This is a genomic window from Rhizobium sp. NFR07, from assembly GCF_900111905.1.
Lineage (GTDB): Bacteria > Pseudomonadota > Alphaproteobacteria > Rhizobiales > Rhizobiaceae > Neorhizobium.
Genome location: NZ_FOKM01000008.1, coordinates 98,232 through 111,757 on the forward strand (window position 1 = coordinate 98,232; position 13,526 = coordinate 111,757).

At 62.0% G+C, this 13,526-nt stretch carries 12 protein-coding genes; 11 read left to right on the forward strand and 1 reads right to left on the reverse strand.

Features of this window, described 5'->3' with window-relative positions:
• Positions 1–60 precede the first annotated feature (60 nt).
• From BM216_RS17960 to BM216_RS18010, 11 genes are all read left to right on the forward strand, one after another.
• The gene (locus tag BM216_RS17960) at positions 61–3,198 is read left to right on the forward strand and encodes an SPOR domain-containing protein (RefSeq protein ID WP_093000587.1); all 3,138 of its coding nucleotides are present in this window, start codon (positions 61–63) and stop codon (positions 3,196–3,198) included.
• A gap of 77 nt (positions 3,199–3,275) precedes the next feature.
• Positions 3,276–4,292 (forward strand): beta-N-acetylhexosaminidase, encoded by a 1,017-nt coding sequence (gene nagZ, locus BM216_RS17965; RefSeq protein ID WP_093000588.1) that lies wholly within the window; start codon positions 3,276–3,278, stop codon positions 4,290–4,292.
• A 56-nt stretch (positions 4,293–4,348) separates the two neighbouring features.
• On the forward strand, positions 4,349–5,158 hold the full coding sequence (locus BM216_RS17970; RefSeq protein ID WP_093000738.1) for a segregation and condensation protein A: 810 nt from the start codon (positions 4,349–4,351) through the stop codon (positions 5,156–5,158).
• Positions 5,159–5,184: 26 nt separating this feature from the next.
• Positions 5,185–5,886, forward strand: a complete 702-nt coding sequence (scpB, locus tag BM216_RS17975) for an SMC-Scp complex subunit ScpB (RefSeq protein WP_093000739.1) — start codon at positions 5,185–5,187, stop codon at positions 5,884–5,886.
• Between the two features lie 171 nt (positions 5,887–6,057).
• Positions 6,058–6,279: a twin-arginine translocase TatA/TatE family subunit gene (locus BM216_RS17980; protein WP_093000589.1), complete on the forward strand. Its 222-nt coding sequence runs from the start codon at positions 6,058–6,060 to the stop codon at positions 6,277–6,279.
• A gap of 32 nt (positions 6,280–6,311) precedes the next feature.
• On the forward strand, positions 6,312–7,157 hold the full coding sequence (gene tatB, locus BM216_RS17985; protein ID WP_093000590.1) for a Sec-independent protein translocase protein TatB: 846 nt from the start codon (positions 6,312–6,314) through the stop codon (positions 7,155–7,157).
• Entirely contained in the window at positions 7,154–7,978 is an 825-nt protein-coding gene (gene tatC, locus BM216_RS17990) for a twin-arginine translocase subunit TatC (protein WP_093000591.1), read from the forward strand. Before tatB ends, tatC begins: the two co-directional genes overlap by 4 nt.
• A 52-nt stretch (positions 7,979–8,030) precedes the next feature.
• On the forward strand, positions 8,031–9,311 hold the full coding sequence (gene serS / locus BM216_RS17995; RefSeq protein ID WP_093000592.1) for a serine--tRNA ligase: 1,281 nt from the start codon (positions 8,031–8,033) through the stop codon (positions 9,309–9,311).
• A gap of 13 nt (positions 9,312–9,324) precedes the next feature.
• Positions 9,325–10,080 (forward strand): 5'/3'-nucleotidase SurE, encoded by a 756-nt coding sequence (gene surE / locus BM216_RS18000; protein WP_093000593.1) that lies wholly within the window; start codon positions 9,325–9,327, stop codon positions 10,078–10,080.
• Between the two features lie 12 nt (positions 10,081–10,092).
• The gene (locus BM216_RS18005; RefSeq protein ID WP_093000594.1) at positions 10,093–10,746 is read left to right on the forward strand and encodes a protein-L-isoaspartate(D-aspartate) O-methyltransferase; all 654 of its coding nucleotides are present in this window, start codon (positions 10,093–10,095) and stop codon (positions 10,744–10,746) included.
• Positions 10,747–10,873: 127 nt separating this feature from the next.
• The gene (locus tag BM216_RS18010) at positions 10,874–12,412 is read left to right on the forward strand and encodes a peptidoglycan DD-metalloendopeptidase family protein (protein WP_093000595.1); all 1,539 of its coding nucleotides are present in this window, start codon (positions 10,874–10,876) and stop codon (positions 12,410–12,412) included.
• 78 nt (positions 12,413–12,490) lie between these two features.
• Here BM216_RS18010 and BM216_RS18015 read toward each other — a convergent pair whose 3' ends face one another.
• Complete coding sequence (locus BM216_RS18015) at positions 12,491–13,363, reverse strand: ATP-binding protein (protein ID WP_093000596.1); 873 nt, start codon at positions 13,361–13,363, stop codon at positions 12,491–12,493.
• Between the last annotated feature and the right edge of the window lie 163 nt (positions 13,364–13,526).

Genomic DNA, 13,526 nt, shown 5'->3' on the forward strand with positions numbered 1-13,526 from the left:
GCCAACATTTCCCCATATTGCTCTGGCAGAGCGTAGCAATGTAGGTGAGTGGACGAGGCAATGGCGGATAACAACCTTGCGCGTAGCCGGAACGACGTACCGGATTTCTTTGCCGACGGTGACCCGTTGGCGGAACTTGCACGTATTGTCGGTTATGAGGAGCGAGTGGTGGCAAAGCCCGACCCGCTCTCCGTACCGGCAGCATCGGTAGCGGCCGAGCGGCGAGATCCAGTTTTCAATCTCGAAGACGAGCTTCTGCGCGAATTCGAGCGTTACGACGCTCCGCGTCTGGATCCGGTCGACGATGTCGGCGTGGTGGAGCCTGCGGCTCCCGTCGCGGCCTACGAGCGCGATCACGTGGAGCCGGTGTTCGAGCCGGCACCTCAGTCCTATGCTCCGGCATTTGACGATCATGCAGACGTTGCGTTCGGTGATGAAGCCTCATCTCCGGCTGAGCCTTGGCACGCAGGTGCCGTACAGGCCGTTTCGCAGGCGTTTTCCGAGCCGGCTGCACAGGCTGGTCACCAGGAGCGGCTCGATGACGACGGATTCGATTTCGTCTCACCGACGGATTTCGCGTCGGCCGAGCCTGAGATGGAGCTGCCGGTCAGCGTCGCTGTCGAGCCTGTCGTTCCCACGGCAGCAGAAGAATTTCCCTATGCTTCTGAGGTAGCTGCGCCAGAGTCTGCTCCGGCCTCCTACGACAATTTCGATCTCGCTGAGGAACTGGAAACGTCTATCGTGGCGGCTCCGGCTGCCCAGCCGGTGCCTGACGTTCGCCGCAAGGAAAGCTTCACACCGAGCTTCCGCATGCCGATCGCCAATTTCCGGTCGGGCGCGGGCGTCGTCTCTGATCGCCCGGTCGCGCCGAAGGTCGACGTTCCGGCGCCAATGCCGGCTCCTGTTGCCTCTGCGCCGAAGGTCGAGGAACAGCCTTTCCAGAACTGGAGCTTCACGGCACCCGCCTCAGCCGCTCCGATCGTCGCTGCCGCGGCTCAGCCGCTGGCGCCTGCGCCCGTTGCTCCGGTTGCGGTGCCCGCGCTGGAAATTCCGCTGGCAGGCCCGGCAGAGCCGGTCGCCGCGAAGCCCGCTGTTGAGCCGAGGCTTGAAGTCGATCAGTTCTCCGCGCTGGATGAACTTCTCTATGACGTCGACCGCTACTCCAAGGCTTCGCATGTCGAAGCTCCGGCTGTAGCTGTCGCGCCGGTTATCCGCAACGAGCCAGTCGTGGCCGATCTGCCGAAGGCTGCGGCGCCTGCGGTCGCCGCGCCGTCGCTGGACGACGATATCGATCCGTTTGCGGATGTCGAATTCGAACTGGCGCTCGACGATCTCGAACTCGATCTTGCCGACATGGTTGGCGAGGAAAACAAGAAGATCGTAGAGCCGGTCAAGGCTCCTGCCGTCACACAGTCACCGATCGTTGCACCGGCACCCGTTGTCACGCAGGTTGTCGTCGCGCCGCAGGTTGCTGCCGCTGCTCCGTCGGTTGCGCCCGTTGCATCACCGGTAATGTCCGCTCCGGCCATGACTGCCGCGCCCGTGATTGCTGCCGCGCCAATCGTGGCGGCACCGGTGGTTGCAGCTGCGCAGCCGGTTCAGCAGGCGCCTGCCGCGGCCGCTGTCGCAACGGATGCTAAGACTGCTCAGGATGACGGCCTCGCTTTCGATCCAGCGCTGATCGCCGATTCGGAAGAGCACGTTGAGGCAATCGCCGAACTCGACGTTCCCGCGCTACCTGTCACCGAGGCAGAAGAGCCACCGCTTTATCGCAACGATTTCGATCTCGATATCGACGCGGAATTGGCCTCGCTCCTGGAAGCTCCGGAAGCGGCTGCATCGATGCGCGGCGACAACACGCCGGCGCAGCCTGTCGCCGCGCCGGTCCAGCCGGCTGCTGCTGCATCGGGTCAGTCGATCTATTCCGATCTCGACGATTTCGAGCGTGCGCTCGAAGAAGACTTCCGCCGCAGTCTCGCGACGCCGCTTCAGGCCAACGACGAGCGTTACGCCGATCATGGCAACTACGTGCAGGATCTCGATGGCGAAGAGGGCGGTCGTTCTGTTCGTCGCTGGATCGCGCCGCTCGCCGCTGTCGGCATTCTCGCCGTCTGCGGTGCTGGCGCCTATGCATGGCTCGGCAATTCCGGCCCGGGTGCCGGCAATGGCGAGCCGATCGTGATCGCGGCCGACAACGATCCGGTTAAGGTCGCACCGGCAAATCCGGGCGGCAAGACCGTTCCGAACCAGGACAAGGCCGTTTACGACCGCGTCGCCGGTGCTGCTTCGCAAATGCCGCGCCAGGAACAGCTGATCTCCAGCAGCGAAGAACCGGTCGATGTCGTCCAGAAGACGCTGATGCCGGACAACCTTCCGCTGGAAGGCGAGAACGATGTCCAGATGACGGATGTCGCCGATACAGAAGATCCGCGTCTGCTGCCGCAGGAACAGGCCGATGCCTCGCAGCCGACCGACCAGCAGGCCGTCACGGTCATGCCGCGCAAGGTCAAGACCATGATCGTCCGTGCCGACGGCACGCTCGTGGAGCAGGAAATCGAAGCTCCGGCCGCAGCTGTTGGCGTCGAGAAGGTCGCCGCCGCTCCGGCGCGTGGCGACAGCCCGGCAGCGCCGCAGCAGACCGCTGCAGCCTTCCCGACGGCTGCATCGTCGACCCCGGCCGCCGCAACGCCTGTATCGGCACCGGTCACCGATCCTGTTGCCACTGTTCAGCCGGTCAGCACCGAGCCGTCCGCCATCGAACAGCTGGCAGCACCGACCGCTGCCTCCAACGTTCGTGCGCCGGTTCCGGCGACCCGTCCGCAGCAGCAGGCCAATGCCGTTGCATCGGTCAGTGATCAGGGCAATGCCCGCCCGGCGCCGGCAGCTCCGACTGCCCAGGCTCCGGCCGCAGCACCTGCGGCACAGAACACGCAGGTCGCATCTGCTGCCGCTGGTGGTTACGTGATCCAGATCGCCTCGCTGCCGTCCCAGGCGGATGCGCAGAAGTCCTACCAGAACCTGTCGAACAAGTTCGGCAGCGTGATCGGTGGACGTGGCGTCGACATCAAGGCCGCCGAGATCGCCGGCAAGGGCACGTTCTACCGCGTCCGTATTCCGGCCGGTGCGAACAGGGCCGAAGCCGTGGCGCTCTGCGAACGTTACCGGTCTGCCGGCGGCAGCTGCCTCGTGGCACGCTGATCGCTAACGCTGAATGAGGATAACGGGGCGCGCGGCGCCCCGTTTTTCGTTGGTTTCCTTCCTATGGGCAATTTGACATGAGTGTATCGAAGGCAATGGTTCTCGGCGCCAGTGGCGCGCAACTGACACCGGACGAGGTGTCGCTCTATCGCGACGAACGGCCCTGGGGTTTCATTCTCTTTGCGCGTAACTGCATCGAGCTGTCCCAGATCACCGACCTCGTGGCTTCGATGCGCGATGCCGTCGGCCGCCCCGATGCGCCCGTCTTCATCGATCAGGAAGGCGGCAGGGTGCAGCGCATTCGTCCGCCGATGATCGAGCGCTATCCGTCTGCTGCGGCCCTTGGCGAACTGTATCGTCAGGACGAGGAGAAGGGTTTGCGCGCCGCTTGGCTGATGTCGCGGCTGCATGCCTTCGACCTTCTTAAGCTCGGCGTGAATGTGGATTGCCTGCCGGTCCTAGACGTTCCGATCGAAGGCGCCAGTAATGTCATCGGCGATCGCGCCTACGGTTTCGATCCGAAGATCGTCTCCGCCATGGGCAAGGCGGCGGCCGAAGGCCTTAAAGCCGGCGGCATGCTGCCCATTATGAAGCACATGCCGGGACACGGCCGCGGCATGGCCGATTCCCATCACGAATTGCCGGTGGTCAGCGCGTCACGCACCGAGCTTGAAGTCCATGATTTCCTGCCTTTCGTGGCAATGAAGGACGAGTTGATGGCGATGAGCGCCCATATCGTCTTCACAGCCTATGACAAGCGCGATCCGGCGACGATTTCGCCTGTCGTCATCGAGGAGGTCATCCGCGGCCATATCGGCTTCGACGGCCTCTTGATCTCCGACGACAGCTCGATGAACGCGCTGAAAGGCACGATCGGCGAGCGTGCCGCGCGAATCATGGGGGGAGGTTGCGATATTGTCTTGCATTGCAACGGCCTCATGGACGAAATGAAAGCAGTGGTAAAAGAGGTGGTAGCGCTGTCCGGCAGGAGCCTGGAGCGCGCCGAGGCGGTCGAAGGCGGCTTCCGACAGCCCGACGATGCGGACGAAGAGGCATTGCGTGCCGAGTTCCATCAGATGGTGGCGGTCGCCTGACGAGCAAAAAGGGGTAGACAGGAGTGGCGGTGAATTCGGGGCAGGGCGCCATTCCGATGGACAAGCTCTGGCAGGACGTGACCGAGCGTTCTGCCGACGATCCGTCCCTTGTCATCGACGTTGCCGGCTTCGAAGGCCCCCTCGACCTGCTTCTTCATCTCGCCCGAAGCCAGAAGGTCGATCTGTCCCGCATTTCCGTTCTGGCGCTCGCCGAGCAGTATCTCCAGTTCGTCGAAAGCGCGCGGCGCGTCCGCATCGAGCTTGCGGCGGATTATCTCGTGATGGCCGCCTGGCTCGCCTATCTGAAATCGCGCCTGCTCATTCCCCAGCAGGTCAAGGGTGATGACGGGCCGACCGGTGAGGAAATGGCCGCGACGCTGGCCTTCCGACTGCGCCGCCTGGAGGCGATGCGCGAGGCAGCGAGCCAGCTCATCAACCGCAATCGGCTTGGCCGGGACATCTTCGCCCGTGGAGCGCCGGAACATATTCCGCACCGCGTCCAGTCCGCCTATGACGCGAGCCTCTACGATCTTCTCTCCGCCTATGCCAATCTGAGGCAGCGGACCGCAGTCACCCAGGTGACCATCGAAAGGCGCAAGGTCTGGTCGCTGGTCGATGCCCGCGAACTCTTGACTCGGATGCTCGGCGAAATCGCCGACTGGACGGCGCTGCAGACCTATCTTCTGCCATATCTGCCACCGGAAGACCGGGTGACCGCAACCGCAAGTGCCTTTGCTGCCTCGCTTGAACTGGTGCGCGAGGGCAAGCTCGACATCCGGCAGGACGGCGCGTTTCAGCCCATCTATCTCCGCGCCGGTTCCGGCCGACTGGCCGCCGAGACATCTCAGCCGGGAGCCGGCGAATGACGTCTTCCGCAGTCGATGAACACGAAATGACCGACACCAATCTGTCCGAGGCTGAAGAGCAGGGAAGGGAACCCTTTTCCGATCTGGAAGCCGAGAGGATCGCCGAGGCATTGGTCTTCGCCTCCGCCGAGCCGGTACCGGAGAGTTTCCTGGCGGATCGCCTGCCGAAGGGAACCGATATCGGCGCGCTGATGAACCGGCTGGCGGAAAGCTATGCGACCCGCGGCGTCAACCTGGTGCGCACAGGCGATCGCTGGGCGTTCCGCACGGCCGCCGACCTCTCCTTCGTCATCCGTAAGGACGACAACGAAGTGCGCAAACTGTCCCGCGCCGCGCTCGAAGTGCTTGCCATCATCGCCTACCATCAGCCGGTAACGCGCGCCGAGATCGAAGAAATCCGCGGTGTCCAGACGTCGAAGGGTACGCTCGACGTGCTGATGGAGGCTGGCTGGGTGCGTTTCAGGGGCCGGCGGCGTTCGCCGGGCCGGCCCGTGACGCTCGGCACGACGACAGATTTCCTCGATCATTTCGGTCTGGAGGAATTGCGGGATCTGCCTGGACTCGAGGAATTGAAGGGTGCTGGTCTGTTGAGCGGACGAATCCCGCCTGGCCTGCATATCCCCATGCCTGGCATTGACGATGATCTGTCGGACGAAGAGGACCCGATCACCCAGCTCGACCTTGAGGAACTCGGACTTCTCAGCCCGAGTGGCGGCGACGAAGGTTAGGTATGCCGCCGAAACGGGCAGCAATTGACCGCCAGGAAGCAAGGTGGCGCAAATATTATCTCACTGCCTCTAACGACGGCGTGATTACTACTGCATCATGCGATTTTGGTGTTTGAAAAAGCCCGGCAAAGAGCTTACATCGATACCGAAATACGAATTGGAGTTGGACTAATGGGTTCTTTCAGTGTGTGGCATTGGCTGATCGTTCTGGTCATCGTGCTCGTCTTGTTCGGGCGTGGCAAGATTCCGGAATTGATGGGCGACGTCGCTAAGGGCATCAAGAGCTTCAAGAAGGGCATGACCGACGAAGACGCCCCGGAAACGAACACAGCGGCCAACGGCAAGACCGTTGACCACAAGCCTGAAGAGGTCAAGGAAACCACCCGCTCGTAACGGGCGGCTAAAGGTTTCAGGAGCCTCGTTGCATGTTTGATATCGGCTGGACCGAACTGCTCGTCATTGCGGTCGTACTCATTGTCGTGGTGGGTCCCAAGGATCTGCCACCCATGTTGCGCGCGTTCGGCAAGATGACGTCGAATTTCCGTAAGATGGCAGGTGACTTCCGCGCCCAGTTCGATGAGGCGCTGCGTGAATCGGAAATGGATGACGTTCGCAAGACGATCTCCGATGCGCAGAAGCTCAATCCGACCAATGCCCTGCGCGACGCGATCAATCCGCTTCGACAGATGGGACAGGATATCAAGGCCGACCTGCAGAAGGCGACCCAAGTTCCAAATCCTCTGCAAAGCAACGCATCTCAGCTGAGCGAGACCGATGTCGAGGCGCAGCAGGCGATCGAGGCTGCAGAACCCGCTTCGATTGCGCCTGAGGTTCCAGCCAGTGTCGAACCGACCGCCAAGCCGGCCGTGCCGGTTACGGCGGTCACAGCAGCTCCGCTGACAGCGGTGACACCCGAGGCGAAGTCGGCGGCAACTGCTTCGGCAGCGACGGCGGCATCCTCGGAAACTGCTTCGGCAGCCCCTGCCAAGGCGCGGAAATCGACGTCTATCAAGACTGCTTCGACCAAGCCGGTTGCCACCAAGACTGCTGCTGCCAAGGCATCGTCTTCCAAGGCGCCGGCCGCGAAAGGCAAGTCTGCTGCCGTAAAGCCGGCTGAGGTGGTCACGGATGCTTTGGCCAAGCCGAAGCGCAGCAAGGCTGCCCCGAAAACTTCGGAAGCCGTTGCAACTGCGGCGGAAGCTCCGGCAGCTAAGGCGCCTGCACGCAAGCGCGCCGTGAAAAAGACTGATACTGCGAAGGACGAAGCATGAGCGGGGACTACGAGGACAAGCCGCAGCCGCTCATCGAACATCTGATGGAGCTGCGCACCCGCCTGATCTGGTCGATCGGTGCGTTTTTCGTCGCCTTCGTCGTCTGCTTCTTCTTCGCCAAGCAGCTCTTCAACCTTCTGGTCATTCCCTATAAATGGGCGGTGGTCTGGGCGCATCTTGATCTGGCCAAGTCCGAACTCATCTATACGGCACCGCAAGAATTCTTCTTCACCCAGGTGAAGGTGGCGATGTTCGGCGCCCTGGTGATCGCGTTTCCGGTGATTGCCTCGCAGATCTACAAATTCGTCGCGCCCGGCCTCTACAAGAACGAACGGAACGCATTCCTGCCGTTCCTGATCGCCTCGCCGATCCTCTTCCTCATGGGCGGCGCGCTGGTCTATTTCTTCTTCACCCCCATGGTGATGTGGTTCTTCCTCGCCATGCAGCAGGCTCCGTCCGAAGGCGAAGTGGGCATTTCGCTCCTGCCGCGCGTTTCGGAATATCTTAGCCTGATCATGACGCTGGTCCTGTCGTTCGGTCTGGTCTTCCAGCTGCCGGTCATCACCACGCTGCTCGCCCGCGTCGGCCTGCTGACGAGCGACTGGCTGCGGGAAAAGCGCAAGTTCGCCATCGTCATCGCCTTCATCGTTGCTGCGGTCCTGACGCCGCCGGATCCGATGTCTCAGATCGGCCTTGCTATACCCACCATCCTTCTCTACGAGATTTCCATCTATGCCGCGCGACTCGTCGAGCGCAAACGGAAAGAGGAAGCTCTCAATGAAGAGGCCTCTTCCGACGTCGCCGAGACCGAGAAGGCTTGAGGTTTCCCTTGGCCTGATGCGCGTGGCTTTCCGCGTTTAAGGCTAGGGACCGATGCTCGATATCAAGTGGATCCGTGACAACGAACAGGCTTTCGACGAGGCGCTGAAAAAGCGTGGCGTCGAGCCGATGGCGGCAGAACTCGTGGCGATGGACGAGCGCCGCCGCAGCGTGATCCAGAAACTCCAGGACATGCAGTCCCGCCGCAACGCCGCCTCCAAGGAGATCGGCGCTGCCATGGGGCAGAAGAATCTCGAGCTGGCCGAGAAGCTCAAGGCCGAGGTCGCCGAGATCAAGGACACGATGCCTTCCGCCGAGCAGGAAGAGCGCGAGGCGGTTGCAGCACTCGACGATGCCCTGTCGCGCATTCCCAACATTCCGCTGGACGACGTACCGGTCGGCGAAGACGAATCGGGCAACGTCGTAAAGCGTGTCGTTGGCGAAAAGCCGCGCTGGAACCATCCGGCCAAGGAGCATTTCGATATCGGGGAAGCCCTCGGCTACATGGATTTCGAACGCGCAACGAAGCTCTCGGGTTCGCGCTTTACCGTCCTGACCAGTCAGCTTGCCCGGCTGGAACGTGCGCTCGGCCAGTTCATGCTGGACATGCACACGATGGAGCATGGCTATACGGAAGTGTCCTCGCCGCTGATGGTCAAGGCGGAGGCGATGTTCGGCACCGGCCAGTTGCCGAAGTTCGAGGAAGACCTGTTCAAGACGACGGACGGCCGTTACCTCATCCCGACCGCGGAAGTGACGCTGACCAATCTCGTCTCGGCCGAAACGCTGGAGCAGGAAAAGCTGCCGCTGCGCTTCACCGCGCTGACGCCGTCCTTCCGTTCGGAAGCCGGTTCGGCAGGCCGCGATACGCGCGGCATGCTGCGCCAGCACCAGTTCTGGAAATGCGAGCTCGTGTCGATCACCGACGCAGAAAGCTCGATCGCCGAGCACGAACGCATGACCGAATGCGCCGAAAACGTCCTGAAGCGTCTCGGCCTGCATTTCCGCACCATGACGCTCTGCACCGGGGACATGGGTTTCGGCGCCCGCAAGACCTATGACATCGAGGTCTGGTTGCCGGGCCAGGATGCCTATCGCGAAATCTCGTCCTGCTCTGTCTGCGGCGATTTCCAGGGCCGCCGGATGAACGCCCGCTACCGCGTCAAGGACGAGAAGGCGCTGCGTTTCGTCCATACGCTCAACGGTTCGGGCACGGCCGTCGGTCGCTGCCTGATCGCGGTTCTGGAAAATTACCTGAATGAAGACGGTTCTGTCACAATTCCCGATGCCCTTCTGCCCTACATGGGCGGCCTGACGAAGATCGAAAAGGCTTGAAGGACTTATCGGAATGCGCATTCTCCTGACCAATGACGACGGCATCCACGCGGAAGGCCTGGCGGTACTCGAAAGAGTGGCCCGCCAGCTTTCCGACGATGTCTGGGTCGTCGCGCCGGAAACCGACCAGAGCGGACTAGCTCATTCGTTGAGCCTGTCCGAGCCGCTGCGGCTGAGAAAGATCGACGACAGGCGCTACGCCCTGCGCGGCACGCCAACGGACTGCGTCATCATGGCGGTCAACGAGATCATGGGCGGCAAGCCGGACCTGATCCTGTCGGGCATCAACGACGGCGCCAACATGGCTGACGACATTACCTATTCGGGCACAGTTGCCGGTGCGATCGAAGGTGCGCTCCAGGGTGTGCGCTCGATCGCCGTCAGTCAGGCAGCCCGCAAGGACAATGGTCGCTTCACGCCTTGGGAAGTTGCCGAGGAATATGCTGCGGACCTGCTGAAAAAGCTGATGGTGGTGGATCTTCCGGCCGGAACGTTCCTCAATGTCAATTTCCCCCATTGCGAACCGGGTGAGGTTCAGGGCGTCGAGGTCACCCATCAGGGAAAGCTCGATCACGGCCTCATCACCGAAGCACGGGAAGATGGCCGCGGACGTCCTTATTACTGGCTGAAATTCTCCGCACGTGGCGGCGATTTCCCGGCCGGAACGGATATTCAGGCGCTCAAGCAGAACAAGATTTCCGTGACGCCGCTGAAGCTGGACCTGACCGATTATTCGGTGCAGGATCGGCTTGCATCTGCGCTCGCCTAAAGGAGTGACCGGTTGAAATCGGCAATGGTTGAGAAGGAAGGCTTCGCCGCCCTCGTCTTGAGGCTGCGGGGCGAAGGCATTTCCGATCTCGACCTGCTGACGGCGGTCGAGCAGACGCCGCGGTCGCAGTTCGTCCCGGCCCCGCTTGCCGAAGAAGCCTATTCCAGCCGCACCATCCCGATCGACTGCGGTGCCTTCATGGAAGGTGCCGATCTCGCTGTCCGGCTGCTGCATCGTCTGCAGGTAAAGCCGGGTCATCGCGTACTCGAGATCGGCACCGGCAGCGGCTTCACTGCGGCCGTCATGGGACGTATCGCCGAGCGGATCATGACCGTGGAGCGTTATCGCACGCTTGTGACCGGAGCGCAGGAGCGGATGGATGCGCTTGGTCTTCGCAATGTCGTTATCCGCCAGGCCGATGGCAGCAATGGGATGCCGGGAGAGGGTACGTTCGACCGCATCCTGGTCACGGCTGCATTCGCCACGCTTCCGCGCTTCTATGCCGAACAACTGACCCATGGCGGGTCAATGATCGCGCCGCTGATGCAGGAAGATGATACATGCCTGATGGTGCGCCTGACCAAGACCGGCAGCCGTTTCGAGCGTGAAGACCTCTTCACTGTCCCTTATCTGCCCTTGGTTCCCCATATTGCGGCGGCGCTCTGACCATGTGTCCCGACATGGTTAGCAATTTGACAAAAACCTAGCTTTTATAATTGCGCCTTAACCGACCAGTAAGACTAACGCGCTTTAATGACTCTCATGATGGTTGCGTCATGAGTAGGTCGAGTCAATGCGTCTAAAGAGTTCATCCAAGTTCGGTACATCCGTTGTAAAATTCGCAGCGGCCGCCTTGCTGGCCAGTGCCGCGACAGGCTGCAGCTCGGACGCGTCCCGGTTCTCCGGTCTGTTCGACAACACGGATAATATCACCACGGCATCGATCCCGCAGCGCCAGGGTGGCGGTGCTTACGGTCAGGCTCCGGTGCCGCGCGGCGATGTCGCGTCGAGCCAGCAGCTGCCGCCGCAATATGGATCCAACAACGTCGCCAGTGCGCAGGCTTATCCGGCATCCGGTGGCTACCAGTCTCCAGCCCGCGCTGCATCCGCCCCGATGGGCGTTCAGCGCACGGAGCTTGCCGCTCCGGGTGCTTCGCAGCAGGATCCGCAGAGCCGCCAGCAGGCAATGGCCCAGCCTTTCCCGCAGCAGGACGCCGGAAGTCGCCCGATCGTTCCGCCGGCAGCGCGCAACACGGATAATCTCACCACCGGCACAATCAAGCCGATGTCCGGCTGGTCGACGACCAACGCGCCGCGTGTGGCGGTGAAGCCGGGTGAAACCGCAAAGACGCTCGCCAACCGCTACGGCGTTCCGGAAAAGGAAATCCTGCGCGCCAACGGCGGCTCTGTCGCTGCCGGTCAGACGGTTGTCATCCCGACCTTCGGTCCCGCCCGCAACTCGGCCAAGACCGCTGCCGGTGATATCGACCTGCAGAACAGGGCGCCTGCGCCGTCGAACCAGAATGAGCAGAAGCTGGCCGTCCTGCCATCGCGCGACAAATCGCTGGCAGAGCCTGGCAAGATTACGCCTCCCGGCGGCAAGCCGCTCAACGGCTCCTATACGGTCAAGAGCGGTGACACGCTGACCAAGATCGCCCGTGCGACTGGTACGTCGGTTGACGACCTGAAGTCGATGAACGGCCTGAAGGACGGTAATGTCCGCATCGGTCAGACGCTGAAGGTCGTAAATGGCGTCGATACGCCGGATCCGGTCAAGACCGCGTCGGTTCCGCAGAAGCCTGTAGAACAGCCGAAGGCCGCTCCGCAGCCGGTCGTCGCCAAGGCCGAACCGGCACCTGCCGCAACACCTGCAAAGGCTGCCCCGACGGAGACCGCTTCGCTCGGTGATGTCGAGAAGAAGTCCGATATGACCTCTGCAGCACCGCAGTCCACGGGCATCGACAAGTATCGCTGGCCGGTCAGCGGCGCGGTGATCGCCGGCTACGGCTCCAACGTCAACGGCAGCCGCAATGACGGTATCGATATCTCGGTTCCGGAAGGCACGCCGATCAAGGCAGCCGAAAACGGCGTCGTCATCTATGCCGGCAACGGTCTGAAGCAGCTCGGCAACACGGTTCTCGTCCGTCACGACGACGGCAAGGTCACCGTCTACGGCCATGCCGGCTCGATCAACGTCTCCCGCGGCCAGAAGGTGACTCGCGGCCAGACGCTCGCAGCATCGGGCATGAGCGGTGATGCACAGCGTCCGCAGGTCCACTTCGAGGTTCGCAAGGATGCGACCCCGGTCAACCCCATCAGTTTCCTTGAATAATGTAGTGCGTTTCAAGGACCGACGAAAAAGCCCGGCAATGCCGGGCTTTTTTGCGTCTTGAGTTTTGCTGGTCCGATATCAGTTCCGGGTGAGCGGCTTGCGCATCCGGCCGGCGAGATCCTGTATGTATTGCCAGGCGACGCGGCCCGAACGGCCGCCGCGGGTCGTTGCCCATTCGAGCGCCTCGTGATGCAGCGTTTCCTGGTTGAGCCCGAGATCGAAATGGGCGGCATAACCGTCGATCATCGCCAGATAGTCGTCCTGGCTACACTTGTGGAAGCCGAGCCACAGGCCGAAGCGATCCGACAGAGACACTTTCTCTTCGACCGCTTCCGACGGATTGATCGCCGTCGACTGCTCGTTTTCCATCATCGTGCGCGGCAGCAGATGGCGGCGGTTGGATGTCGCGTAGAAGAGGACATTGTCCGGCCGGCCTTCGATACCGCCGTCGAGCGCTGCTTTCAGCGACTTGTATGCGGTGTCGTCATGGTCGAAGGACAGGTCGTCGCAGAAGACGATGACGAGCTCGCCGGACTGCTTGAGGATATCGAGAAGGTCGGGCAGGGATGCGATATCCTCGCGATGAACCTCGACGAGCTTCAGCGGAAGGCCGGTCGACGCGCGTACATCCTCGTGCACGGATTTCACCAGCGACGACTTGCCCATGCCGCGGGCGCCCCAGAGAAGCACATTGTTTGCCGGATAGCCTTCGGCAAAGCGCAGCGTGTTCTCGTGCAGGATGTCGCGGACATGATCGACGCCGCGGATCAAGGTCAGTGCGATGCGGTTCGGTTTCGGCACGGGCTGCAGGCGCTGATTGGCAGGAACCCAGACGAAACAGTCGGCCGCGTTCCAGTCGTTGACCGCAGGAGCAGGGCCGGCAAGGCGTTCGACCGCCTCTGCCAGGCGCCTCACTTCAGCAAGGATCTGCGCGTTGATGTCGTCGCTCATGGTGCTCCTCATGCCGTTCCGGCTTCATTTCACCTCGCGGTAACACGCTCGTCATTGCATAGAAAGGCGCGGAGCCGTGGATTTGGTACGGGAAACTGCCGCTTTGTGTTGCAAATCAAACGGGCACATCTATATTCCGGCGACTTGAAAAACGGGGGCGGGG

Excerpts from the sequence above, each read along its gene's own strand:
- BM216_RS17960 (WP_093000587.1), top strand. The coding sequence starts at position 61 with ATGGCGGATAACAACCTTGCGCGTAGCCGGAACGACGTACCGGATTTC.
- nagZ (WP_093000588.1), top strand. The coding sequence starts at position 3,276 with ATGAGTGTATCGAAGGCAATGGTTCTCGGCGCCAGTGGCGCGCAACTG.
- BM216_RS17970 (WP_093000738.1), top strand. The coding sequence starts at position 4,349 with ATGGACAAGCTCTGGCAGGACGTGACCGAGCGTTCTGCCGACGATCCG.
- scpB (WP_093000739.1), top strand. The coding sequence starts at position 5,185 with ATGACCGACACCAATCTGTCCGAGGCTGAAGAGCAGGGAAGGGAACCC.
- BM216_RS17980 (WP_093000589.1), top strand. The coding sequence starts at position 6,058 with ATGGGTTCTTTCAGTGTGTGGCATTGGCTGATCGTTCTGGTCATCGTG.
- tatB (WP_093000590.1), top strand. The coding sequence starts at position 6,312 with ATGTTTGATATCGGCTGGACCGAACTGCTCGTCATTGCGGTCGTACTC.
- tatC (WP_093000591.1), top strand. The coding sequence starts at position 7,154 with ATGAGCGGGGACTACGAGGACAAGCCGCAGCCGCTCATCGAACATCTG.
- serS (WP_093000592.1), top strand. The coding sequence starts at position 8,031 with ATGCTCGATATCAAGTGGATCCGTGACAACGAACAGGCTTTCGACGAG.
- surE (WP_093000593.1), top strand. The coding sequence starts at position 9,325 with ATGCGCATTCTCCTGACCAATGACGACGGCATCCACGCGGAAGGCCTG.
- BM216_RS18010 (WP_093000595.1), top strand. The coding sequence starts at position 10,874 with ATGCGTCTAAAGAGTTCATCCAAGTTCGGTACATCCGTTGTAAAATTC.
- BM216_RS18015 (WP_093000596.1), bottom strand. The coding sequence starts at position 13,363 with ATGAGCGACGACATCAACGCGCAGATCCTTGCTGAAGTGAGGCGCCTG.